The sequence below is a fragment of the Pseudomonas sp. LAMO17WK12:I10 genome, from assembly GCF_900215185.1.
GTDB lineage: Bacteria > Pseudomonadota > Gammaproteobacteria > Pseudomonadales > Pseudomonadaceae > Aquipseudomonas > Aquipseudomonas chlororaphis.
On the sequence record NZ_OBDX01000008.1, the window covers coordinates 1 to 22,769 of the forward strand.

At 64.0% G+C, this 22,769-nt stretch carries 19 protein-coding genes; 18 read left to right on the plus strand and 1 reads right to left on the minus strand.

What is annotated here, in order from left to right; genetic code table 11:
- Window positions 1-711: 711 nt before the first annotated feature.
- The 11 genes from arnT (CRO75_RS11095) to CRO75_RS11145 all read left to right on the plus strand — a co-directional run bounded on the left by arnT (CRO75_RS11095) (window position 712) and on the right by CRO75_RS11145 (window position 13,879).
- Window positions 712-2,364 carry a lipid IV(A) 4-amino-4-deoxy-L-arabinosyltransferase gene (gene arnT, locus CRO75_RS11095; RefSeq protein ID WP_097135256.1) on the plus strand — a complete coding sequence of 551 codons (1,653 nt, stop codon included), beginning with the start codon at window positions 712-714 and terminating at the stop codon, window positions 2,362-2,364.
- A gap of 523 nt (window positions 2,365-2,887) precedes the next feature.
- Window positions 2,888-4,027, plus strand: coding sequence for a UDP-4-amino-4-deoxy-L-arabinose aminotransferase (gene arnB / locus CRO75_RS11100; RefSeq protein WP_097135258.1), 1,140 nt, complete (start codon window positions 2,888-2,890; stop codon window positions 4,025-4,027).
- 4 nt (window positions 4,028-4,031) lie between these two features.
- Window positions 4,032-5,051, plus strand: coding sequence for an undecaprenyl-phosphate 4-deoxy-4-formamido-L-arabinose transferase (gene arnC / locus CRO75_RS11105; RefSeq protein ID WP_097135260.1), 1,020 nt, complete (start codon window positions 4,032-4,034; stop codon window positions 5,049-5,051).
- Complete coding sequence (gene arnA, locus CRO75_RS11110; protein ID WP_097135262.1) at window positions 5,048-7,054, plus strand: bifunctional UDP-4-amino-4-deoxy-L-arabinose formyltransferase/UDP-glucuronic acid oxidase ArnA; 2,007 nt, start codon at window positions 5,048-5,050, stop codon at window positions 7,052-7,054. The genes arnC and arnA overlap by 4 nt, the downstream gene beginning before the upstream one ends.
- Complete coding sequence (gene arnD, locus CRO75_RS11115; RefSeq protein ID WP_097135504.1) at window positions 7,054-7,938, plus strand: 4-deoxy-4-formamido-L-arabinose-phosphoundecaprenol deformylase; 885 nt, start codon at window positions 7,054-7,056, stop codon at window positions 7,936-7,938. The genes arnA and arnD overlap by 1 nt, the downstream gene beginning before the upstream one ends.
- Window positions 7,935-9,581 (plus strand): lipid IV(A) 4-amino-4-deoxy-L-arabinosyltransferase, encoded by a 1,647-nt coding sequence (gene arnT / locus CRO75_RS11120; RefSeq protein WP_097135264.1) that lies wholly within the window; start codon window positions 7,935-7,937, stop codon window positions 9,579-9,581. Before arnD ends, arnT (CRO75_RS11120) begins: the two co-directional genes overlap by 4 nt.
- A complete protein-coding gene (gene arnE, locus CRO75_RS11125) occupies window positions 9,578-9,922 on the plus strand; it encodes a 4-amino-4-deoxy-L-arabinose-phosphoundecaprenol flippase subunit ArnE (protein ID WP_092418773.1) in 345 nt (114 codons plus the stop codon). Before arnT (CRO75_RS11120) ends, arnE begins: the two co-directional genes overlap by 4 nt.
- Window positions 9,919-10,332 carry a 4-amino-4-deoxy-L-arabinose-phosphoundecaprenol flippase subunit ArnF gene (arnF, locus tag CRO75_RS11130; RefSeq protein ID WP_097135266.1) on the plus strand — a complete coding sequence of 138 codons (414 nt, stop codon included), beginning with the start codon at window positions 9,919-9,921 and terminating at the stop codon, window positions 10,330-10,332. Before arnE ends, arnF begins: the two co-directional genes overlap by 4 nt.
- Window positions 10,329-11,702: a UDP-glucose/GDP-mannose dehydrogenase family protein gene (locus CRO75_RS11135; RefSeq protein ID WP_097135268.1), complete on the plus strand. Its 1,374-nt coding sequence runs from the start codon at window positions 10,329-10,331 to the stop codon at window positions 11,700-11,702. The genes arnF and CRO75_RS11135 overlap by 4 nt, the downstream gene beginning before the upstream one ends.
- On the plus strand, window positions 11,703-13,319 hold the full coding sequence (locus CRO75_RS11140) for a phospholipid carrier-dependent glycosyltransferase (RefSeq protein ID WP_097135270.1): 1,617 nt from the start codon (window positions 11,703-11,705) through the stop codon (window positions 13,317-13,319).
- 41 nt (window positions 13,320-13,360) lie between these two features.
- A complete protein-coding gene (locus CRO75_RS11145; protein ID WP_097135272.1) occupies window positions 13,361-13,879 on the plus strand; it encodes a GNAT family N-acetyltransferase in 519 nt (172 codons plus the stop codon).
- Between the two features lie 339 nt (window positions 13,880-14,218).
- Here CRO75_RS11145 and CRO75_RS11150 read toward each other — a convergent pair whose 3' ends face one another.
- Window positions 14,219-15,184, minus strand: a complete 966-nt coding sequence (locus CRO75_RS11150; protein ID WP_097135274.1) for a LysR family transcriptional regulator — start codon at window positions 15,182-15,184, stop codon at window positions 14,219-14,221.
- A 303-nt stretch (window positions 15,185-15,487) separates the two neighbouring features.
- On the opposite strand from CRO75_RS11150, the gene argH reads away from it, so the two are divergent.
- The 7 genes from argH (at window position 15,488) to CRO75_RS11185 (ending at window position 22,759) form a co-directional block, all read left to right on the plus strand.
- The gene (gene argH, locus CRO75_RS11155) at window positions 15,488-16,915 is read left to right on the plus strand and encodes an argininosuccinate lyase (RefSeq protein WP_009043825.1); all 1,428 of its coding nucleotides are present in this window, start codon (window positions 15,488-15,490) and stop codon (window positions 16,913-16,915) included.
- A gap of 113 nt (window positions 16,916-17,028) precedes the next feature.
- The gene (locus CRO75_RS11160; RefSeq protein WP_009043824.1) at window positions 17,029-17,907 is read left to right on the plus strand and encodes an amino acid ABC transporter permease; all 879 of its coding nucleotides are present in this window, start codon (window positions 17,029-17,031) and stop codon (window positions 17,905-17,907) included.
- A 21-nt stretch (window positions 17,908-17,928) separates the two neighbouring features.
- Window positions 17,929-18,693, plus strand: a complete 765-nt coding sequence (locus tag CRO75_RS11165; RefSeq protein ID WP_097135276.1) for an amino acid ABC transporter ATP-binding protein — start codon at window positions 17,929-17,931, stop codon at window positions 18,691-18,693.
- Between the two features lie 53 nt (window positions 18,694-18,746).
- Window positions 18,747-19,571 (plus strand): ABC transporter substrate-binding protein, encoded by an 825-nt coding sequence (locus tag CRO75_RS11170; RefSeq protein WP_097135278.1) that lies wholly within the window; start codon window positions 18,747-18,749, stop codon window positions 19,569-19,571.
- 110 nt (window positions 19,572-19,681) lie between these two features.
- Complete coding sequence (locus tag CRO75_RS11175; protein ID WP_097135280.1) at window positions 19,682-20,530, plus strand: polysaccharide deacetylase; 849 nt, start codon at window positions 19,682-19,684, stop codon at window positions 20,528-20,530.
- Window positions 20,523-21,410, plus strand: a complete 888-nt coding sequence (locus CRO75_RS11180; protein ID WP_097135282.1) for a polysaccharide deacetylase — start codon at window positions 20,523-20,525, stop codon at window positions 21,408-21,410. The genes CRO75_RS11175 and CRO75_RS11180 overlap by 8 nt, the downstream gene beginning before the upstream one ends.
- On the plus strand, window positions 21,407-22,759 hold the full coding sequence (locus tag CRO75_RS11185) for an MmgE/PrpD family protein (protein ID WP_097135284.1): 1,353 nt from the start codon (window positions 21,407-21,409) through the stop codon (window positions 22,757-22,759). Before CRO75_RS11180 ends, CRO75_RS11185 begins: the two co-directional genes overlap by 4 nt.
- Window positions 22,760-22,769 lie beyond the last annotated feature (10 nt).

Here is a 22,769-nt window from a genome sequence, read left to right on the forward strand (position 1 = left end):
GCGGTAATCGCGGGCGGGCGTCCGATTCTAGGCATGACTTCGAGGCTGTCCAGGCAGAAGAAATGGTAACTTTAGTTTATTTTGTCTACACCTTCTAAGAACTTTCTGAAAAATAGCAAGCCGGCTAACTAAAACTCCACAAACAACAATGCCGTTCTAAAGAAATACTTGTTGAAATTCTCACATCCATTTCATCTGCCCCGCCCTAGATTTCCAGTAACCCTGGAACTGCATGGCTTTCCCTTGAGTTGCTCTTGCTTATCGCGCCATTGCGGCTGCATGTGTTAGCCAGCGAATACGGCAGCGCGCTGCTCGTATCCGTGGGTGATATGGGACAAGTGAAGGTGCTGGGCGTGATCAATGAACAGAACTGGCCGTCTCTGTTGAGCGGGAGGCTGTAGGAGTTCTCTTACATGCATTTAAGTTTGCCAAGTTCAAAGAAACCAACTAGCGGCGCGCCTTGAATCAATAAGTTACTTGTTTTTCAGTGGATAACTGGACGCCAGCGTTTTTCGAGCTTGAATAGGCATCAGCCCGGCGTCGATTAATGTTGAACGCCTTGCCGGGCACATTTAACGACCAACAGAAACTTAACCCTGCTGTCAGGAGCCGAGGGATGTTACGCGCCCATTTCCGCTGTCTATCCGGCCAGTCAATCGACTGTCCGCCGCCCGCCTGTCATGAACAACCTCACCGGGGGAGTGTTCGTCCATGACCCGACGCTCGACACTGCTGTTGATGTTTCTGGCGTTCGCTTTGTTTTACCTGTTGTCCCTCACCTTCCACGGCCTGTGGATTCCCGATGAAACCCGCTACGCGCAGATCAGCCAGGAAATGCTGCAGAGCGGCAACTGGGTGTCTCCGCACTTCATGGGCATTCGTTATTTCGAGAAACCGATTGCCGGTTACTGGATGATCGCCATCGGCCAGGCGATCTTCGGCGACAACCTGTTTGGGGTGCGGATTGCCTCGGTGTTCAGTACCGGCTTGAGTGTGGTACTGGCGTATCTGATCGCCCGACGCTTGTGGAAGGATCCGCGCAAGTCCTTTGCCGCGGCCCTGCTTTATATGAGCTTCGGCCTGATCGCCGGGCAGGCGGGCTACGCCAACCTCGATCCGCAATTCACCCTGTGGGTCAACCTCAGCCTGGTGGCGCTATGGTTTGCCATCGACGGCCCCACCCCGCGTCAGCGCATCCTGGCCTGGGCGATGTTGGGCGTGGCCTGCGGTATCGGCTTCATGACCAAGGGCTTTCTCGCCTGGTTATTGCCGGCATTGATCGCCCTGCCCTACATGACCTGGCAACGGCGCCTGGGCGAACTGTTGCGCTACGGCCCGCTGGCGGTGCTGGTGGCCGTGCTGGTCAGCCTGCCCTGGGTATGGATGATCCATGGGCAGGAACCGGACTTCTGGCGTTTCTTTTTCTGGCACGAGCACATTCGCCGGTTCGCCGCCGAGGATGCCCAGCACACCCGCCCCTGGTGGTTCTACCTGCCGATGCTGGTGGTCTCCAGCCTGCCGTGGGCGGCCTTGCTGCCGTCCACCCTGGGCCAGGCCTGGAAACAGAAGCGTGATCCCGGTATCGGCTTCCTGCTGTGCTGGCTGGTACTGCCGCTGGCGTTTTTCAGCCTGTGCCGGGGCAAGCTGCCCACCTACATCATGCCGTGCCTGCTGCCTCTGGCCTTGTTGATGGGGCATACCCTGGTCGAACGGTTGAACCAGGCGCGCGGGCGCGTCATACGCATCAACGGCCTGCTCAATGTCGGCCTCGCCCTGGCCGCGCTGGCGGCGCTGATCTACCTGCAGGTCACCCGGCCGGTATACGGGCATATGGAGATGTTCAGCCTGTCCCTTGGCTACCTGGTGCTGATGGGCTGGATCATCACCAACGCCCTGCAGGCGCTGCGGCCGCTGACGCTGTGGGCGGCGCCCGCATTGGGTATCGGCCTGCTGGTGGCCCTGCTGCCCGCGGCGATGCCGGCCCATATCGTCGCTAGCAAGATGCCGGACCAGTTCATTGCCGAGCACCAGCAGGAGCTGAGCCAGGTCAGCCGCTTGCTGAGCAACGACCTGGGCGCCGCTTCGGCACTGGCCTGGCGCCTGCAACGCCCGCAGGTGGACCTGTACAACACCGTCGGCGAACTGAAGTACGGCATCGCCTATCCCGACTCAGCGCCCCGCGCGGTGGGCCTCGACCAGGTCCAGCAATGGATGGCCGAGGCCCGCAAGCAAGGCTCGGTGGGCGTGGTGATGCGGGTCAACAACGCCGACGAGGTGCGTGAGGTCGAGTTGCTGCCCCTGGGCGGCAAGCGTTATGAGCGCGGCAATATGACCATCCTGATCTTTCCCCGGATCGAATCTTGAGCCTCTTCGACTCACAATGCAGCCGCCGACACTCTCGCCGGCTGCATTCCAGGTGTATGACTCAAAAGGACAAAAAACAGCGCCATCTGTGTCTTCAAAAAGCCTTCGAAAGGTTCTAAAAAGTCGCCCTCGCAACCGCCTGGCACGCTCTGCAGGCGGAAAAACTGAACCCTGGCTGTCTGCTTCGAAGATAAACGGAGTCTTGCCCTATTTTTCATATTCGTTTCACATTTTTCCGCTTAATCTCGGGCCCTCGAAACCTGGATCCACCACGACGAAGATCCTGAGCGCGGGTTGAGATTGATCTTATTTCACCTATAACACCTTGATCCGTATTTACTTTTTCTCAACATAGTCTTTACTCAAGCACGGCAAGGAACGCCCCAACGGCTCAACCATGGATAAGCACCAATGACTGCATGCACTTCGTTACCCGACATCAATAAAAACAAGAACCATCCGCACGTCTCACACACCGCTTGAACCCTTCGTTCTCTGACGTTTTTCTTCACCCGAGGTCTCAATGAACCAGGCTTTCCTTCCTTTCTCGCGTCCGAGTATTGGCGATGAAGAGATCGCTGCGGTCGAGCAGGTTCTACGCTCTGGCTGGATCACCACCGGACCGAAAAACCAGGAGCTCGAGCAGCAATTCGCCGCGCGGGTCGGCTGCCAGCACGCGGTGGCCTTATCGTCAGCCACCGGCGGCATGCACATTACCCTGCTGGCGCTGGGCATCGGCCCTGGCGATGAGGTGATCACCCCCTCGCAGACCTGGGTTTCCACGGCCAACATGATCTGCCTGCTGGGGGCGACGCCGGTCTTCGTCGATGTCGATCCGCACACCCTGATGACCGATGCCGCCACGATTGAAGCGGCGATCACACCGCGGACCAAGGCGATCATCCCGGTGCATTACGCCGGTGCCGCCTTCGACCTCGATCCGCTGTACGCCCTGGCCGACAAACACGGCATCGCAGTGATCGAGGATGCCGCCCACGCCGCCGGCACCACCTATCGCGGTCGGCCCGTCGGCGCCCGGGGCACGGCGATCTTTTCCTTCCATGCGATCAAGAACATGACCTGCGCCGAAGGCGCGATGTTCGTCAGCGACGACGAGGCCCTGGCCAACCGGGTGCGCATGCTCAAGTTCCACGGCCTGGGCGTCGACGCCTATGACCGCCTGACCCACGGGCGCAAGCCCCAGGCCGAGGTGATCGAACCCGGCTTCAAATACAACCTGGCGGATATCAATGCCGCCATCGCCCTGGTGCAGTTGCAGCGCCTGGACGCGATCAATCGCCAGCGCGAGATCCTGGCCAATGCCTACCTGGAGCAGCTGCGCGACCTGCCAGTGCAACCGCTGCACCTGCCGCAGTATCCGCAGCAACATGCCTGGCACCTGTTCATCTTGCGCATCGACGCCGAGCGTTGCGGCATCGATCGCGACGGCTTCATGAAGGCCCTGCAGGAGCAGAACATCGGCAGTGGCATCCACTTCGTCGCCACTCACCTGCACAGCTATTACCGCCAGCGCTTCCCGGATGTGCATTTACCCAACACCGAATGGAACTCGGCACGCCTGTGCTCGATTCCGCTGTTCCCCGACATGACCCTCGACGACGTCGAGCGGGTCGTCGGCGCCATCAAAACCTGTCTGGACTGAAACCTTGAAACCTTATCCAATCCAGTTCGTGTCGATCGTCATTCCGGTCTACAACGAAGAAGAAAGCCTGCCCGAACTGCTGCGCCGCACTGAAGCGGCCTGCCGCCAGCTCAAGCACGACTTCGAGATCGTCCTGGTGGACGATGGCAGCCGCGACGAATCGGCACAGATCCTCGAGCAAGCGGCCGGCCGCGAAGGCAGCCCGGTGGTGGCGGTGATCCTCAACCGCAACTACGGCCAGCATGCGGCGATCATGGCCGGTTTCGAGCAATGCCGTGGCGACGTGATCATCACCCTGGACGCCGACCTGCAGAACCCGCCGGAAGAAATCCCGCGCCTGGTGGCCCAGGCCGAGCTGGGCTACGACGTGGTCGGCACGGTGCGCAACAACCGCCAGGACTCCGCCTGGCGCCGCTGGCCGTCGAAGCTGATCAACCTCGCCGTGCAGCGCTCTACCGGCGTGGCCATGAACGACTACGGCTGCATGCTGCGCGCCTACCGCCGCAGCGTGGTCGACGCCATGCTCGCCTGCCGCGAACGCAGCACCTTCATCCCGATCCTGGCCAACAGCTTCGCCCGCCATACCACCGAAGTGCTGGTGAACCACGCCGAGCGTGAACACGGCGACTCCAAGTACAGCCCGATGCGCCTGATCAACCTGATGTTCGACCTGATCACCTGCATGACCACCACGCCGCTGCGCCTGTTGAGCATCATCGGTTTCAGCATGGCCGGCCTCGGCGTGCTGTTCGCCCTGCTGCTGGTTTTCCTGCGCCTGGTGTTCGGTTCCCAATGGGCCGGCGACGGTATGTTCGTGCTGTTCGCCATCCTGTTCGTGTTCACCGGTGGCCAGTTCATCGGCATGGGCCTGTTGGGCGAATACCTGGGCCGCATGTACAGCGATGTGCGTGCCCGCCCACGCTTCTTCATTGAAAAAGTCTTGCGCAGCCAGCCTGCCGCTCCTGCTCCCGCTGTCACCGTCGACGGTCTAACTTCCACTCTCTCCGATCAGGTCTCGCCATGAGTCATAAAGCTGTTGTCTTCGCCTACCACGATATCGGCTGCGCGGGCATCGAAGCCCTGCTCAACGCGGGTTATGAAATCGGCGCGGTCTTCACCCATGCCGATGACCCCAAGGAAAACACCTTCTACGGCTCCGTGGCCCAACTGTGCTCGCTCAAGGGCATCCCGGTGCATGCCCCGGACGACGCCAACCACCCGCTGTGGGTCGAGCGCATCGCCAAACTCAACCCCGACTACATCTTCTCCTTCTACTATCGCAACCTGTTGAGCGAAGCGCTGTTGGCCACCGCCAGCAGGGGCGCCTTCAACCTGCACGGTTCGCTGCTGCCAAGCTACCGTGGCCGCGCGCCGGCCAACTGGGTGCTGGTCAACGGCGAAAGCGAAACCGGCGTGACCCTGCACCGCATGGTCAAGCGCCCAGATGCCGGGGCGATCGTTGCCCAGCAGCGGGTGGCCATCGAGCGCAGCGATACCGCGCTGAGCCTGCACGGCAAGCTGCGCGATGCCGCCACCAGCCTGCTGCGCGACACCCTGCCCGCCCTGGCGCAAGGCAAGGTCAGCGAAACCGCCCAGGACGAATCCAGGGCCAGCTACTTCGGTCGCCGTACCGCGGCTGATGGCAAGCTGCTGTGGAGCCAGCCGGCCGAGCAACTGTTCAACCTGGTGCGGGCCGTGACCAAGCCTTACCCGGGCGCGTTCTGCGCCGTGGGCGAGCACAAGCTGATCGTCTGGAGCGCCGAGGTGATCAAGGGCAACGAAGGCCAGGCCCCGGGCCGGGTGATCAGCGTCGACCCGCTGCGCATCGCCTGCGGCCAGGACTCACTGCTGATCAACGCCGGCCAGCGCAACGACAACGGCCTGTACCTCAGCGGCCCGCAACTGGCCAACGAACTGGGCCTGGTGGACGGCTCGCTGCTGCGCGGTGCCGAATCCGGCCGTGCCCCGCGGCGCACCCGGGTGCTGATCCTCGGCGTCAACGGTTTCATCGGCAATCACCTGTCCGAGCGCCTGCTGCGTGACGACAAGTACGAGGTCTACGGCCTGGATATCGGCTGCGACGCCATCGAGCGCCTGCGCAACCATCCGCATTTCCACTTCGTCGAAGGCGACATCAGCATTCACTCCGAGTGGATCGAGTACCACATTAAGAAGTGCGACGTGGTCCTGCCGCTGGTGGCCATCGCCACCCCGATCGAATACACCCGCAACCCGCTGCGTGTGTTCGAACTGGACTTCGAAGAGAACCTCAAGCTGGTCCGCTACTGCGTCAAATACAACAAACGCGTGATCTTCCCGTCGACCTCCGAGGTCTACGGCATGTGCCAGGACCAGAACTTCGACGAAGACAGCTCCAACCTGATCGTCGGCCCGATCAACAAGCAGCGCTGGATCTACTCGGTGTCCAAGCAACTGCTGGACCGGGTGATCTGGGCCTACGGCAGCAAGGGCCTGAACTTCACCCTGTTCCGCCCGTTCAACTGGATGGGCCCGCGCCTGGATCGCCTGGACTCGGCGCGCATCGGCAGTTCCCGGGCCATCACCCAGCTGATCCTCAATCTGGTGGAAGGCACGCCGATCCGCCTGTTCGACGGCGGCGAGCAGAAACGCTGCTTCACCGACATCGCCGACGGCATTGAAGCCCTGGCGCGCATCGTCGACAACGAAAACGATGTGTGCAACGGCCAGATCATCAACATCGGCAACCCGGACAACGAAGCCAGCATCCGCCAGCTGGGCGAAGAGCTGCTGCGTCAGTTCGAGGCCCATCCGCTGCGTGGCAACTTCCCGCCGTTCGCCGGTTTCCGCGAGGTCGAGAGCAAGTCCTTCTACGGTGCCGGTTACCAGGACGTGGAACACCGCAAGCCGAGCATCGCCAACGCCAAGCGCCTGCTGAACTGGGAGCCGACCGTCGAGATGAAGGAAACCATCGGCAACACGCTGGACTTCTTCCTGCGCGAAGCCATGCTCGAAATCGCGGAGCACTCTAAAGAAGAAGCATGTTGATGCAGGCAGGTCTGCGAATCGATGTCGACACCTATCGCGGCACCCGTGAGGGAGTGCCGCGGTTGCTGGAGCTGCTCGACGAGGCCGGGATCAAGGCCACCTTCTTCTTCAGCGTCGGCCCGGACAACATGGGGCGCCACCTGTGGCGCCTGATCCGCCCGCAGTTTTTGTGGAAGATGCTGCGCTCCAACGCCGCCGGTCTTTATGGCTGGGACATCCTGCTGGCCGGCACCGCCTGGCCGGGCAAGCCGATCGGTCGCGACCTCGGGCACCTGATGCGCCAGGCCCGGGATGCCGGCCATGAAGTCGGCCTGCACGCCTGGGATCACCACGGCTGGCAGGCCAATGCCGGGCGCTGGAACCAGGCGCAGCTGATCGAGCAGATCCGCCAGGGCGTCGACACCCTCAATGACATTCTCGGCCAGCGCGTCGACTGCTCGGCCGCCGCCGGCTGGCGCGCCGACGAGCGTGTGATCGAGGCCAAGCAGGGCTTCGGCTTTCGCTACAACAGCGATTGCCGCGGCACGTCGATCTTCCAGCCCCGGCTGGCGGATGGCAGCCTGGGCGCCCCGCAGATTCCGGTCGACCTGCCGACCTTCGACGAAGTGGTCGGGCCAGCCGTCGCGGCCCACGACTTCAACGCATTCATCCTGGACCGGTTCAGCCCTGAAAAGCTCAACGTCTACACCATTCACGCCGAGGTCGAAGGGATTCTGATGGCCAACGATTTTCGTCAGCTACTGGCGCAAGCCCGCCAGCGCGACATTCATTTCACTCCCCTGGGCAACCTGTTGCCCGCCTCCTTGCAGAGCCTGCCCCAGGGGCAGGTCATTCGTGGCGCCCTCGAAGGCCGCGAAGGCTGGCTGGGGGTGCAAGGCGCATGACCAGACGCTGGGCCCTGCCTCTTTTACTGCTTGCCTTCGGCCTGTTCTTCCTGTTGCCGATGGCCACCCACGGTTTGTGGATTCCCGATGAAACCCGCTATGCGCAGATCAGCCAGGAAATGCTCCTGACCGGCCACTGGGCATCGCCGCATTTCATGGGCATCCGTTATTTCGAGAAGCCGGCCGCCGGCTACTGGATGATCGCCCTCAGCCAGGCACTGTTCGGCCAGAACCTATTCGGCGTGCGGGTGGCTTCGGCCCTGAGCATGGGCCTGAGCGTGCTGCTGGCCTATTTGATGGCCGGGCGGCTGTGGAACGACCCGCGCAAGCGCCTGGTCTGCGCCCTGCTGTACATGAGTTTCTGCGTGGTGGTCGGCGCCGGCGGTTATGCCAACCTCGACCCGCAGTTCACCTTCTGGGTCAACCTGAGCCTGGTGGCCCTGTGGTTCGCCCTGGACAACAGCACCCCACGCAACCGCCTGCTGGCCTGGGCCGGCCTGGGTTTCGCCTGCGGCATGGGCTTCATGACCAAGGGTTTCCTCGCCTGGCTGCTGCCGGTGCTGATCGCCCTGCCCTACATGTTCTGGCAAAAACGCCTGCGCGAACTGTTCATCCATGGCGGCGTCGCGGTGCTGGTGGCGATTGTCGTGAGCCTGCCGTGGGCCCTGGCGGTGCATGCCCAGGAAGCGGATTACTGGCGGTTCTTCTTCTGGCATGAACACATCCGCCGTTTTGCCGGTGACGACGCCCAGCACGCCTCGCCATGGTGGTACTACCTGCCGTTGCTGGTGGCGTTCAGCATGCCCTGGGTCCTGGTGCTGCCCGGTGCCTTGAAGCAGGCCTGGCAGACCCGGCGCCAGGCGAGCATCGGTTTCCTGCTGCTGTGGCTGATCCTGCCGCTGGCGTTCTTCAGCCTGAGCAAGGGCAAGCTGCCGGCCTATATCCTGCCGTGCCTGCTGCCGCTGGCGCTGTTGATGGGCAATAGCCTGAGCGACCGGCTGCACGCCGGGCAGAGCCGGATCATCCGCCTCAACGCGGTGCTCAACCTGGTGCTGGGCCTGTTGCTGCTGTTGGCGCTGGTGTATTTCCAGCTGAAGAAGCCGCTGTACAGCAACGAGCCCGGGCACCTGGTGCTGGTGTTCCTGGCCCTGCTTGGCTGGAACATGAGCAACCTGCTGCCGGCCTTCCGCCCGCTGCAACTGTGGGCCGCGCCGGCGCTCGGCAGCTGGCTGTTCATCGCCCTGCTGCCCGCCGGCCTGCCGAACTCGGTGGTCTACAACAAGATGCCGGATCAATTCATCATCGATCACGCCGAGGAACTCGCGAAGAGCCACACCCTGGTGAGCAACGACCTGGGCGCCGCCTCGGCCCTGGCCTGGCGTCTCAAGCGCCCGGATATTGCCTTGTACAACACGACAGGCGAAGTGAAATATGGCCTGGCCTATCCTGACACCCAGCATCGCTATATCGACCTGCGCAAGGTCGGCGAATGGATGCCCGAGGCCCGCAAGCAAGGCCAGGTGGGCGTGGTGATGCGGGTCAGTGGCGACGAACACTACGAAATCGATCTGTTGCCGCAGGATTTCAAACGTTATGACCAGGGCAATCTCGTGATCCTGATCTTCCCTCAGAGCCAGCCATGAGCCTGTTGCTGCTGCTCGCCGCCTGCCTGCTGACCTGCCTGGGCCAGATCGCGCAGAAGTTCGCCGTGGAAAGCTGGCGTGGCCAGCCCTCCGGCGCACTCGACAAACTGCGCTCGCCCTGGCTGTGGCTGGCCCTCGCCAGCCTCGGCCTGGGCTTGCTGGTGTGGTTGCTGGTGCTGCAGCGGGTCGAGGTCGGCATCGCCTACCCGATGCTCAGCCTGAACTTCGTGCTGATCACCCTGATCGCCCGCTTCGTCTTCCATGAAACCATCGACCGCCGTCATTGGCTGGGCGTGGCGCTGGTACTGGCTGGCGTGCTGCTGTTGAGTCGCCACGCATGAGCCGGGCTCTGGGCTTCACCTTCGCCATGGGCAGCGTGCTGCTGGTCAGCGCCGCGCAGTTGGGCATGCGCTGGAGCATGACCCGCCTGCCGGTACCCGCGGACTGGCTGGCGGCGCTGTCCGGCGGCCAGGTCGACCTGCTGGCGCTGGGCGTGGTGCTGGCGGCGATCCTCGCCTATGCCCTGTCGATGCTCTGCTGGCTGCTGGCCCTGCGCGACCTGCCGTTGGGTCGGGCCTATTCCCTGCTCAGCATCAGCTACGCCCTGGTCTATCTGCTGGCCGCCAGCCTGCCACTGTTCAACGAACCGTTCAGTCTCTCGAAAACCCTGGGGGTGGCGCTGGTCATCCTCGGCGTCATTACCATCAACTCACGACCTGCTCCCGCGACAAGTCCCAGGAATACCCCATGAAAATCAGCGTATTTGGAAGTGGTTATGTCGGCCTCGTGCAGGCCGCCGTGCTGGCCGAGGTCGGCCACGATGTCATCTGCATGGACATTGACGAACACAAGGTCCAGCAGCTGCAACAGGGGCACGTCAGTATCTTCGAACCCGGGCTGTCGAGCCTGGTGCGCGACAACCTGGAAGGCAAACGCCTGAGTTTCACCTGCGACGAAAAGCTCGCGGTGCAACATGGCCAGGTGCTGTTTATTGCGGTCGGCACGCCGTCCAGCGAGGACGGCTCGGCCGACCTGCGCTACGTGCTATCGGTGGGCGACGCCGTGGCCCGGCACCGCGAGCAGCCGGTGATCCTGGTGGAGAAATCCACGGTGCCGGTGGGCACTGGCGACACCTTGAAAGCGCACATCGAAAAAGCCCTGGACGGGCGCGCCCTGCAGTTCGATATCGTCTCCAACCCGGAATTCCTCAAGGAAGGCTCGGCGGTGTCCGACTGCCGCCGGCCGGACCGGATCATCGTCGGTTGCGAGCGCGAAGAAGTCCGCGACGTGATGCGCGACCTGTACGCACCGTTCAACCGCAACCATGACCGCATCATGTTCATGGACCTGCGCAGCGCCGAGCTGACCAAGTACGCCGCCAACTGCATGCTGGCGACCAAGATCAGCTTCATCAACCAGATCGCCGAGCTGGCCGAACACCTGGGGGCCGATATCGAGTCGGTGCGCCTGGGGATCGGCGCCGACTCGCGCATCGGCTATCACTTCATCTACCCGGGCTGCGGCTACGGCGGCTCGTGCTTCCCCAAGGACATGCGCGCGTTGATCCACAGCGCCGAGCAGGCCCATTGCTCCAGCGACCTTTTGCAAGCGGTGGAAGCCATCAACGAACGGCAGAAACACAAGCTGTTCGAGCGTATCAACGCCTTCTACAAGGGCGACCTGAAAGGCAAGACCTTCGCCCTCTGGGGCCTGGCCTTCAAGCCCAACACCGACGACATGCGCGATGCCCCAAGCCGAGTGCTGCTCGAATCCCTGTGGGCCGCCGGCGCCAACGTGCGCGCCTTCGACCCGGAAGCCATGCAGGAAACCCAGCGCCTGTACCCCGACGAACCGAAGCTGATGCTGATGGGCACCCCGGAATCGGTGCTCAACGACGCCGACGCGCTGATCATCTGCACCGAGTGGCAGCAGTTCAAGGCACCGGATTTCCAGCTGCTGCAACAGCGCCTCAAGGCCCCGGTGATCTTCGACGGGCGCAACCTGTACGACGCCGAGCGCCTGGCCCGCAGCGGCTTCACCTACTTCCCGATCGGCCGCGGCGAGTCGCGCCAGCTGCCAATTCCTTACCAGCAATGGGCCGGCACACCGGTTGAAGCCTGAATGATCCCGCGCGCCGTCCCCGCCCAGACACTGCACAGGCAAGCGTTGGGGCTGGGGCTGCTGGCCCTGCTGCTGTTCTGTGCCGGGGTCTACCAGCAGGCGGTGACCGGTTTCGACTCAAGGTTCGTCCTGTTCGCCAAGGAAATGTTGCGCCATGGGCCCGGGTTCTTCCCCACCACCTATGGCCAGCCCTATGCCGACTACAGCAGCGCCTCGACGCTGCTGATCTATCTGTTCTCGCTGCCGTTCGGCCGGGTCGTCAGCCTGAGCGCCTGGCTGCCTACGGCCCTGGCTTCGGCGACCATAGTCAGCCTGATCTATCGACTGCTGGCGCCCTGTTCCCGAACCTGGGCCCTGCTCAGCGTCGCCCTGCTCCTGCTCAGCAATACCTTTATCAGCGAAACCCGCGCCGTGTCCCTGGACCAGATACTCGCCGCCATCGCCCTGGCGGTGTTCTACCTGGGGTATGCCCACGATCACTTCGCCGCGCCGCGCCGCCTGTGGCTGATCCTCGCATTGCTGGTCGCAGGGTTCGCCATTCGCGGGCCGATCGGCCTGGTGATTCCCTGCGGCATGCTGTGCAGCTATTACCTGCTCGAAGGCCAGTGGCGACGCATGCTGGTGTTCGGTGGCAGCGCCCTGCTGCTATTGCTGGCGTGCGTGGCGCTGTTGCTGTGGCTGGCCCGGCTGAGTGGCGGCCCGGCCTTCATGCAGGAGGTGATCCGCATGCAGTTCACCGGGCGCATGGACGGCAGCGAAGGCAGCAGTGGCTGGTTCTTTTACTTCAGCAGTTCCCTGGGCAACTACGCCCTGGCCTACCCGCTGGCAATCCTGGCCTGGATCGGCGTGCTGCTGGCCCGGCGCGACGAACCGGACCCGGCGCTGAAGCTGCTGCGCCTGTGCACCGCCGCGGGGCTGCTGGTGATGATCGGCCTGTCGATTCCCCAGGCCAAGAAAGCCCGCTATCTGCTGCCGATGCTGCCCATGGCGGCGATTGTCGCGGCCTACCCGTTCCAGGCGCGCCAGGGGCGCTTCATGGCCTGGCTGCGGATTGCGATCCAAGGCATATGGCTATTGCTGCCGGGGCTGTTGATCGTCGGGTTGCTGGTGCTGCAACGCAAGTTTCCCGAGCAACTGACGGACCTGACCGCGATGCTGGCGCTCCTTGGGCTGCTGCAAGGGGCCGCGCTGCTGATGCTGGCCCGGCCGCGCTGGCGGGCCGTCGGCCTGGCCTATACCGCGGTGCTGGCGGTGTGGACCACCTACATCGGGGTGTTCGAGCCCGTCGAACGCCAGCTGTACGACACCCGCGACTTCAGCCTCGCGGCGCAACGGTTGATCCAGAGCGACCCGGCACCGCTGGTGCTGCACGCCATGGGCAAGGACGCCAAGGCCATTAAGTTCATGGTCCACCTCGACCAGGACCTGCAACCGCTGTTCACCGAGCGCGCCGAGGCCCTTGCCGCCATCCCGGGCCCGGCCTGGGTGATGATGGATCGAGGCGAGCTGGCGACACTCAAGGACACGCCCTTGGTGCGCCTGACTCCGGTACTCAGCGGACGCTTCGACAAGAACGACTTCGTCATGCTGCATCTGCCTGCCACCCCCCAACCCTGAAGGTTGCCCCACCGCGCCCTGGCTCCTTACACTCGCGCCCCATGACTCTGCAAATCCGCCTGGCCACAGAGGCCGATGCCACCCTGCTCCCCGCCATCGAACGCAGCGCCGCCGCGCTGTTTCGCCGCGACCCCGAACTGGCCTGGCTGGCCGACGCCGAGGTGCCCGACGCCGCGCAGCACCGCGCACATATCCGCGAGCAACGGGTGTGGGTGGCGGTGCTCGACCAGGAGGTGTGCGCCTTCCTCGACGCCGAAGCCTGCGTCGACGCACTGCATATCTGGGAGATCTCGGTCGCCAGCGCCGCCCAAGGACGCGGCATCGGCCGTCGCCTGCTGCAGACGGTGGGCGAACAGGCGCGCCTGCAGGGGTTCAGCGCCCTGACCCTGAGTACCTTTCGCCAGTTGCCGTGGAATGAACCCTTCTACCAGCGCTGCGGTTTCGTCACCCTGGACGCCGACCAATTGGGGCCGCGCCTGCGGCAGGTGCTGGCCGAGGAAGCTCGCCACGGCCTGCCGGCGGCCCGGCGCTGCGCCATGCGCCTGACACTGCCTGCCTAACCCACTCAACTGTAGGAGGGTGTCAGCCATCTAAGGAGCGCCGCGCCGGTTATTTAAAATGGCGAGTGGGTGGACCGCAAACGACATGTTTTGTACTCACCGGTTACTTCGTACGGATAACCCTGCGGGAATCTAAAGGACTGCAACCATAGGTTGAAAGTGCCATGATACCGGCTATACCAGCCATGTCTGCGGCGTGCTCCGCCTTATCGAATAGCGCACTTTGAAGCGCACTTTTCATTTGCACTTTTGACCCGCACTTTTAGCGCGTACTTTTCACCAGCAGCCAAGCACAGATAATGAGTGCAGGCAGAACCTGGAACGCTACCCGGGCCAGGCTCAGCCATTGCTCTTGAGATCCACCCCCAGCGCCTGGGCGAAGGCCTTGACCAAAGGACTGCGCACCGTGTTGTGACGCAGGATCAGGCTGAAGGGTGTGCTGTAGTGCACCCGGTCCGGAAGCAGCACGCGCATTTCGCCACGCTCCACCAGCGCCGCGGCATAGTGCCGGGGCAGGAAACCGAGGAAACGCCCGGTCTTGATCAGTATCGCCACCGCTTCGACCTGGGACGCCGCCGCCGAAAAGCTGTCGTACAGGGCAAACTGCCCCTTGGCCTGATGGATCGCATAGCGATGGTTGATGAACTCGTACTGCTTGAGGGTCTCGGCGTCGATCGCGTTGTCCGCCACGTCAAACAACGGGTGCCCCACGGCGCAATAAGCCGCGGACTCTTCGTCATATAACTTGAAGTAATCGAACTCTTCACGCTTTTGATAGACCGGCACAATTCCAGCAACTAAGCGCCCCTCCACCACACCCCGTTCAACTTCATCCAGTTGTGATGCGTAGAGCCTGAACCTTACTTTCGGCGACTCCATATTCATTCGTCGCAGGGCAGCAACTAACGGCGAACTAATATCGGTGATCGTATTATCAATGACCCCCACACCCAGATCGCCGATTATTTCATTCTGCGCGCAACTAAGCCGGTCGCGAAAGTTGTCCACCGAGGCAAACAGGTCAATCGACGCCTGATACACCAGGCTGCCTTCCTCGGTCAGGCAAAAACCCTCCCGGCCCCGGGTGCACAGGCGCATGCCGATGCGGATCTCCAGGTCGGAGATCTGCTTGCTGATGGCCGCCAGGCCCACGTTCAGCTCGTTCTGCGCGGCGCTGAAGCCTCCCGCCTCGACCACTGCCTTGAATACCTTGAGCAGTTTGAAGTCCAGCCCGCTGAGTGCCAGCGGTGCTCTGTGGGCGGTTTTAATCGCTGGGTTTCCAGAATTGGAAAGTGGGGTTTCCATAATGCTTATTGACCTCGGGCGGCATATTCAACAGGCTTTGCTGCACAACAAAAACACAGCCGACAAATAATAATGAACATAGAAAACAAGGCTTGGCAACCATCAAAAGTTTCCCTGGGTCAGCGACAACTCGCTGATTCAACACCCTTAAAAACTGACACTTCGATCAGTTCTCGCCACTTGCTACTGCCCTCTTGAAACCTGCCTGACCCGAAGACTCTTCGACGCCCTTTCAGCGGCTGTTGGAGAAGTCCGTGGTCGGCCGTACCGAATTCAATTCGCGTTATCGACGAGGAAAAAACAATGAACCAGCCTACCGATCGCCTCTGGGGCGCCCGTTTCAAAAGCGGCCCGTCCGCGGCCCTGGCCGCCCTGTCGCGCTGCCCCGAGCGTTACTTTCGCCTGACCCCTTACGACCTCGCCGGCTCCAAGGCCCATGCCCGGGAACTGCAACGCGCCGGCCTGCTGGACGAGCCGGAAACCCGCACCATGCTCGAGGCCCTGGAACGCATTGGCGAAGACTTCCGCGCCGGCCGGGTGAGCCCGACCCTGGACGACGAAGACGTGCACACCTTCATCGAGCGCCTGCTCACCGAGCGCCTCGGCGCCCTCGGCGGCAAGCTGCGCGCCGGCCGTTCGCGCAACGACCAGACCGCCAACGACCTGCGCCTGTTCCTGCGCGACCATGTCCGCAGCCTGGCGGTGCAGGTACTGGACCTGCAGCAAGCGCTGGTGGAACAGGCCGAACAGCATGTGGACAGCATCTGCCCGGGCTTCACCCACCTGCAGCAGGCCCAGCCGATCGTCTTCGCCCACCACCTGCTGGCCCATGCCCAATCAATGCTGCGCGACGTGCAGCGGCTGGTGGACTGGGATGCCCGCACCGCCCTGTCGCCACTGGGCGCGGCGGCGATGGCCGGCTCGGCCATCGCCCGCCAGCCGCAGCAATCGGCCAGGGAGATGGGCTACGCCGGCGTCTGCGAGAACTCCATCGACGCGGTGGCCAGCCGTGACCACGTGGCCGAGTTCCTGTTCGTCGCCAGCATGCTCGGGATCAACATCTCGCGCCTGGCCGAAGAGTTCTGCCTGTGGTCCTCGCGGCAGTTCCGCTGGGTGGCCCTGGACGATGCCTACGCCACCGGCAGCTCGATCATGCCGCAGAAGAAAAACCCCGATATCGCCGAACTGGCGCGGGGCAAGGCCGGCCGGCTGATCGGCAACCTCACCGGGCTGCTGTCGACCCTCAAGTCGTTGCCGCTGTCCTACAACCGCGACCTGAGCGAAGACAAGAACGGCGTGCTCGACAGCGTCGACACCCTGCTGCTGGTGCTGCCGGCCATGGCCGGGATGGTCGCGACCATGACCGTCAACGTCGAGGAACTGCGGCGCCAGGCGCCACTGGGTTTCACCCTGGCCACCGAAGTCGCCGACTGGCTGGCGGTGCGCGGGGTGCCGTTCAAGGAAGCCCACGAAATCACCGGCGCGCTGGTCCAGGCCTGCGAGAAACACGACCTCGAACTCTGGGAAGCCTCCCCGGCCCTGCTGGCCGAGATCGATACGCGCCTGACCCCGGAGGTGCGCGACAGCCTGACCCTGGAAGCCGCCATCGCCGCCCGCAGCGGCTGGGGCGGCACCGCGCCGGAACAGGTGCGCGCGCAGATCGCCCGGCTGAAAACCGCCCTGGCGGCGCAGCGGCAATGGGCCGCGCAGTACGACGGTTTCCGTCTCTGAAACCTTGAACGCAGTCCCGTGGGAGCGAGCCGGCATCGATGCCGCCCGCTCGCTCCGCCGGGATGACGACCGACAGACCGCAGGCGCCATCCGCCTGCGTTGGGAGAAACAGCATGAGCCAGACCCAGGCAGAGCGCCTCCTCGCCGAGCGCAAACAAGCCGAAAACCAGTTCGACATCACCCAGTACGAACATGTGCCGCGGCGCTACTACGGGCGAATCTTTTTCGCCACGGTGATCGTCATCGCCCTCGTCGGCCTGGTCCGCGCCTTCGCCGAAGGCAAGATCGAATGGTCGTACATCGGCCAGTTCCTTACGTCCCGGGCGATCCTGTTCGGCCTGCTCAACACCCTGGTCATGGCGATCCTGGCCATGGCCCTGGGCATCGTGTTCGGGGTCATCACCGCGATCATGCGCATGTCGGCCAATCCGATCCTGCGCTACGTGGCCGTGACCTACACCTGGCTGTTCCGCGGCACGCCGCTGATCCTGCAGCTGCTGCTGTGGTTCAACCTGGCGTTGATCTTCCCCACCATTGGCATTCCCGGGCTGTTCGAGCTGGACACCGTGAGCCTGATGACGCCGTTCGTGGCCGCCCTGCTCGGCCTGAGCATCAACCAGGGCGCCTACACCGCCGAAGTGGTGCGCGCCGGCCTGCTGTCGGTGGACACCGGCCAGTACGAAGCCGCCAAGTCGATCGGTATGCCGCGCCTGCAGGCCCTGCGCCGGATCATCCTGCCCCAGGCCATGCGCATCATCATCCCGCCGGTGGGCAACGAGTTCATCGGCATGGTCAAGATGACCTCCCTGGCCAGCGTGATCCAGTACTCGGAACTGCTCTACAACGCCCAGAACATCTACTACGCCAACGCCCGGGTGATGGAGCTGCTGATCGTCGCCGGCATCTGGTACCTGGCCGCCGTCACCGTCCTGTCCTTCGGCCAAAGCCGCCTGGAACGCCGTTTCGCCCGCGGCGCCGGCAAACGCTCGTAAGCAGCCCTGGAGAATCCGATCATGAGAAACATCGTCAAGGCTGTGGGCCTGAACAAGTACTACGACAACTACCACGCCCTCAAGGACATCAACATCGAGGTCGAGCAAGGCGAAGTGCTGTGCATCATCGGCCCGTCCGGCTCGGGCAAGAGCACCCTGCTGCGCTGCGTCAACCAGCTGGAGAAGATCGACAAGGGCGGCCTGTGGGTCGACGGCGAGCTGGTGGGCTACCGCATCGTCGGCAACAAGCTGCACGAGCTCAACGAATCGCAGATCGCCCGCCAGCGCCTGGCCACCGGCATGGTGTTCCAGCGCTTCAACCTGTTCCCGCACATGACCGTGCTGCAAAACATCGTCGAAGGCCCGTGCCAGGTGCTCAAGCGCTCGCCCAAGGAGTCCCACGAGGAAGCCCTGGAACTGCTGGCCCGGGTGGGCCTGGCCGACAAGCGCAACAGCTACCCGATCGAGCTGTCCGGCGGCCAGCAGCAGCGGGTGGCGATCGCCCGCGCCCTGGCCATGCGGCCCAAGCTGATGCTGTTCGATGAACCCACTTCGGCACTCGACCCGGAACTGGTCGGTGAGGTGCTGTCGGTGATGCGCGACCTGGCGCAGACCGGCATGACCATGATCGTCGTCACCCATGAACTGGGCTTCGCCCGGGAGGTTTCCAACCGCATGGTGTTCATGGACGGCGGGCAGATCGTGGAGGCTGGAAGCCCCGAAGAAATACTAATAAGCCCACAAAACCCGCGCACCCAAAGCTTCATTTCTGCCGTTCGAACCTAGGCCCGAGCTCGCAAACACGGAGCGGACCTCACAACATTCATAAGAGAACGACCATGAAGAATTTCGTCATTCCAGCAGTACTCGCAAGCCTGATGGCCAGCAGCTTGACCTTCGCCGCCGAGCTGCCCGCCAGCATCAAGGCCAAGGGCGAGATCGTCGTCGCGATCATGCCCAACTACCCGCCGATGGACTTCAAGGACCCGGCCACCAACCAGCTCACCGGCCTCGACTACGACCTGGGCAACGCCCTGGCCGAGCGCCTGGGGGTGAAGATCGCCTGGCAGGAAACCGGCTTCGAGCAAATGATCAACGCCCTGACCACCGACCGCGTGGATGCGGTGCTGTCGGGCATGACCGACACCGCCGAACGGCAGAAGAGCGTGACCTTCGTCGACTACTTCACCAGCGGGCCGCAGTTCTACACCCTGCAGAAAAACACCGCGATCAACGAACCCACCGACCTGTGCGGGAAGAAAGTCGGCACCAGCCGTCGCACCACCTTCCCGGCGGAAATCGCTGCCTGGAGCAAGGCCAACTGCGAAGCCCACGGCAAGCCGGCGGTGGTGGTGATCGGCGCCGAAGGTTCGGCCGACGCCCGCGCGCAACTGCGCCAGAGCCGCATCGACGCGGCCATGCAAGGCAGCGAGACCCTGCCGTACCTCAAGACCCAGGAAAAGGACACCTATAAGACCCTGGGCCTGCCGATCTCCGAGCAGTTCACCGGCCTGGGCGTGAGCAACAAGAAGCCCGAGCTGGCCGAAGCCCTGAAGACCGCGCTGCAAAGCATGGTCGACGACGGCAGCTACCAGGCCATCCTGAAAAAATGGAACCTGGAGCTGGGCGCGATCAAGACCGTGACCCTCAACGCCGGTAAATAACCACCGAGCCCCCCCCCCGCGGGCGCGAGCCCATTCGTGTCCGCGGGAGGTGGCCGTTGCTCAGCGGATGGCGGGCAAACCGGCCCGCCCCAATGACTGGAGCGCTATCGATGTCCTCCTCACCCCAACCCACCTGGCCGGACGGGCACCAGGCGTGCCTGGCCCTGGCCTTCGACCTCGACGGGCCGACCGGCGACGCCATGCTCGACGGCTCGATCTGGCGCAAGCCGGAATACTTCGGCTTCGGCGGCTACGGCCCCTATCGGGCCCTGCCGCGCTTGCTCGACCTGCTCGACGCCTTCCGGATCCCGACCACCTTCTTCGTTCCCGCCTGGGTGGTGGAGAACTGGCCCAGGCAATGCCAGGCGATCGTCGAGCGCGGGCACGAGGTGGCGTACCACGGTTATCAGCATGAGTCCTTCTATGCCCTGCCCCTGGAGCAGCAGAAGGCGGTCATGACCAGATCCCGCGAGGTGTTCTGGAAGCACCTGAATATCCGCGCCGAAGGTTTCCGTACCCCGTCGGGCGACTGGCGCGCCGAAACCCCGGCGATGCTGGTGGAAGCCGGCGTCGCTTATTCCAGCAGCATGCGCGGCGACGACCGTCCGTACCTGGTCCAGGTACCGGGCCATGCCACGCCGCTGGTGGAGATCCCCGGGCGCTGGGAGATGGACGACTACGCCTCCCTCGCCTACACCCGCGCCCCCGATTTCCCCGCGGGCCTGGACCGCACCGCCAGCTACGAACTGACCCTGGACAACTGGTGCCGCGAGTACGACGGCGCCATGGACGAAGGGCTGTGCCTGACCACCCTGTTCCACCCCAAGATCACCGGCAAACCCGGGCGCATCCTGCTGCTGGAGCGGCTGTTCGAACATATGCGCCAGCGCCAGGACGTATGGTTCGCCACCTGCCGCGACGTCGCCCGCTGGTGGCTCAAGGAGCATCACCATGGCTGACAACCGGGTCTGGCCCCAGGGCTACCGCTGCGCCGTGGCGGTGACCGTCGACTACAACGACATCCACGGCATCCTCACCCAGGCCCCGCAAGTGGCCGGGCGCGACAAGACCCTGTCGGTCTGGCGCTATGGCAGCCAGCGTGGCGTCGAACGCCTGCTGGCGCTGCTCGACGAACTGCGGATGCCGGCCACCTGGTTCGTTCCGGGGATTGTGGCCGAGGAAAACCCCGGGCATGTGCGGGCGATCCAGGCCGCCGGGCATGAAATCGCCTGCGCCGGTTATCACCATGCCAACTACGACCGCTTGAGCCTGGCCGAACAGCAGCTGGAACTGCAACGCGGTTGCCAGGCCCTGGCCGACCTCACCGGCCGGCGCCCCAGGGGCTTTCGCATTCCGGCCGGCAACTGGGCCCCGGGGTTCGTCGAGGCACTGCACGGGCAAGGCATTCGCTGGTCTTCGTCCTGGCGCGGCGATGACCTGCCCTTCCCTCATCCGACCCGGCCGGAAGTGATCGAGCTGCCGCTGCACTACGAACTGGAAGACGAACCCTACTTCGCCTTCAACCTCAGCCCGGCGGTGCCGCCGGGGCAATCGCGGATCGCCTCCTACAGCCACACCCTGGGCAACCTGCAGCTGGACTTCGCCGCCTTCCACCGTTTCGGCCTGCTCTACGTGCTGCGCCTGCACCCGGAGATCATCGCCACCCCGGGGCGCATCGGCCTGCTGCGCGAGCTGTTGCAGGGCATCCAGCGGCACGAGGATGCCTGGATCGCCCGCGCCGGCGAGATCGCCCAGTGGTGGGCGGAACGCGCGCAACCGCTGGCGGAGGATCACCCCGCGGCGATTTATGAACGTCACTATCGGGCCTACCTGCCATGACCGATCGTTTGCAACACCTGGCGCAATTCTGCGTCGACAGCCGTTTCGAAGACCTGCCCCCGGCCCTGGTGGCCCAGGCCATCCGGCATATCCTCGATACCTTCGGCGCCGCGCTGGCCGGGGCGCACAGCGAAGTCGCCATGGCGGCGCGCCAGGCCCTCGGCGACGAAGGCGGCCGCAGCCGGGTGTGGGGCACCGCGCTGAGCAGCAGTGCCACCCAGGCGGCCTTGCTCAACGGCATCGCCGCCCATGCCCTGGAGCTGGACGACACCGGCGGCTGCGACCATTCCGGGGCCGTGGTGCTGCCGGCGGTGATGGCCGCCGCCAGCCTGCGGGACACGCCACTCAGCGGCCGCGAGCTGATCACCGCGGTGGTCATGGGCTATGAAGTCGGGCGCCGGGTGCTGGAAGCCTGCGGCGGTTATTCGGCCCACAACGGCGCCGGCTGGCATTCCACCGCCACCTGCGGGGTGTTCGGCGCGGCAGCTGCCTGCGCACGGGTGCTCGGCCTGGATGCCCGGCAGATGGCTTCGGCCCTGGGCCTGGCCGGCAGCTTCAGCGGCGGGCTCTGGGCCTTTATTCACGACGGTTCGCACAGCAAGAAACTGCACAGCGGCCGGGCGGCCGAAGGCGGTCTGCTGGCCGCGCGCCTGGCCCGGCAAGGCGTGACCGGGCCGGGCCAGCTGTTCGAGGAGGTCTGGGGCGGTTTCCTCAAGACCCTGGCCGGCAGCGACGCGATCCCCCAGGCCCTGGACGAACAGCTGGGCCAGGTGTGGAAGCTCGCGCGCTGCTCGATCAAGCCCTATGCCTCCTGCCGTGGCACCCACTCGGCCATCGATGCCCTGGGCCTGTTGCTCGAACAGTTGCAAGTGACGGCGGATCAGGTGGAGGACATTCAGGTGTCCCTCTGCGCCTTCCTCGACGACATGTGCGGCAGCCGCGACCTCGGCTCCCTGGCCGCCGCGCAGATGAGCCTGCCCTACGCCCTGGCGGCGCGCCTGGTGCATAGCCATGCGCGGCTGGATGCCTATGACCGCGAGTGCCGCGAAACAGCACGGATCGCCGGTGCCATGGCACGGATCCGCCTTGAAGTGGATCCGCAACTGTCAGAGGATGGTGAGCCCGTGGTGACCCTGCGCACCCGCGACGGGCGCCAGGCCAGCCGGTGTGTCGACGTGCCGCTGGGCGCGCCGGGCAACCCGCTCGACGATCAGGCGCTGCAAGAAAAGTTTCTCAGCCTGGCGACCCGGGTGCTGCCAGCCGAACGGGCCGGCGAATTGCTGCAACAGTTGTGGCGGCTGGCGGATATGGAATCCGTCGCCGTGCTGGACCGCTGGCTCCAACCATAGCCCTTCCGTA

Excerpts from the sequence above, each read along its gene's own strand:
- arnT (WP_097135256.1), top strand. The coding sequence starts at position 712 with ATGACCCGACGCTCGACACTGCTGTTGATGTTTCTGGCGTTCGCTTTG.
- arnB (WP_097135258.1), top strand. The coding sequence starts at position 2,888 with ATGAACCAGGCTTTCCTTCCTTTCTCGCGTCCGAGTATTGGCGATGAA.
- arnA (WP_097135262.1), top strand. The coding sequence starts at position 5,048 with ATGAGTCATAAAGCTGTTGTCTTCGCCTACCACGATATCGGCTGCGCG.
- arnD (WP_097135504.1), top strand. The coding sequence starts at position 7,054 with ATGCAGGCAGGTCTGCGAATCGATGTCGACACCTATCGCGGCACCCGT.
- arnT (WP_097135264.1), top strand. The coding sequence starts at position 7,935 with ATGACCAGACGCTGGGCCCTGCCTCTTTTACTGCTTGCCTTCGGCCTG.
- arnE (WP_092418773.1), top strand. The coding sequence starts at position 9,578 with ATGAGCCTGTTGCTGCTGCTCGCCGCCTGCCTGCTGACCTGCCTGGGC.
- arnF (WP_097135266.1), top strand. The coding sequence starts at position 9,919 with ATGAGCCGGGCTCTGGGCTTCACCTTCGCCATGGGCAGCGTGCTGCTG.
- CRO75_RS11135 (WP_097135268.1), top strand. The coding sequence starts at position 10,329 with ATGAAAATCAGCGTATTTGGAAGTGGTTATGTCGGCCTCGTGCAGGCC.
- CRO75_RS11140 (WP_097135270.1), top strand. The coding sequence starts at position 11,703 with ATGATCCCGCGCGCCGTCCCCGCCCAGACACTGCACAGGCAAGCGTTG.
- CRO75_RS11145 (WP_097135272.1), top strand. The coding sequence starts at position 13,361 with ATGACTCTGCAAATCCGCCTGGCCACAGAGGCCGATGCCACCCTGCTC.
- CRO75_RS11150 (WP_097135274.1), bottom strand. The coding sequence starts at position 15,184 with ATGGAAACCCCACTTTCCAATTCTGGAAACCCAGCGATTAAAACCGCC.
- argH (WP_009043825.1), top strand. The coding sequence starts at position 15,488 with ATGAACCAGCCTACCGATCGCCTCTGGGGCGCCCGTTTCAAAAGCGGC.
- CRO75_RS11160 (WP_009043824.1), top strand. The coding sequence starts at position 17,029 with ATGAGCCAGACCCAGGCAGAGCGCCTCCTCGCCGAGCGCAAACAAGCC.
- CRO75_RS11165 (WP_097135276.1), top strand. The coding sequence starts at position 17,929 with ATGAGAAACATCGTCAAGGCTGTGGGCCTGAACAAGTACTACGACAAC.
- CRO75_RS11170 (WP_097135278.1), top strand. The coding sequence starts at position 18,747 with ATGAAGAATTTCGTCATTCCAGCAGTACTCGCAAGCCTGATGGCCAGC.
- CRO75_RS11175 (WP_097135280.1), top strand. The coding sequence starts at position 19,682 with ATGTCCTCCTCACCCCAACCCACCTGGCCGGACGGGCACCAGGCGTGC.
- CRO75_RS11180 (WP_097135282.1), top strand. The coding sequence starts at position 20,523 with ATGGCTGACAACCGGGTCTGGCCCCAGGGCTACCGCTGCGCCGTGGCG.
- CRO75_RS11185 (WP_097135284.1), top strand. The coding sequence starts at position 21,407 with ATGACCGATCGTTTGCAACACCTGGCGCAATTCTGCGTCGACAGCCGT.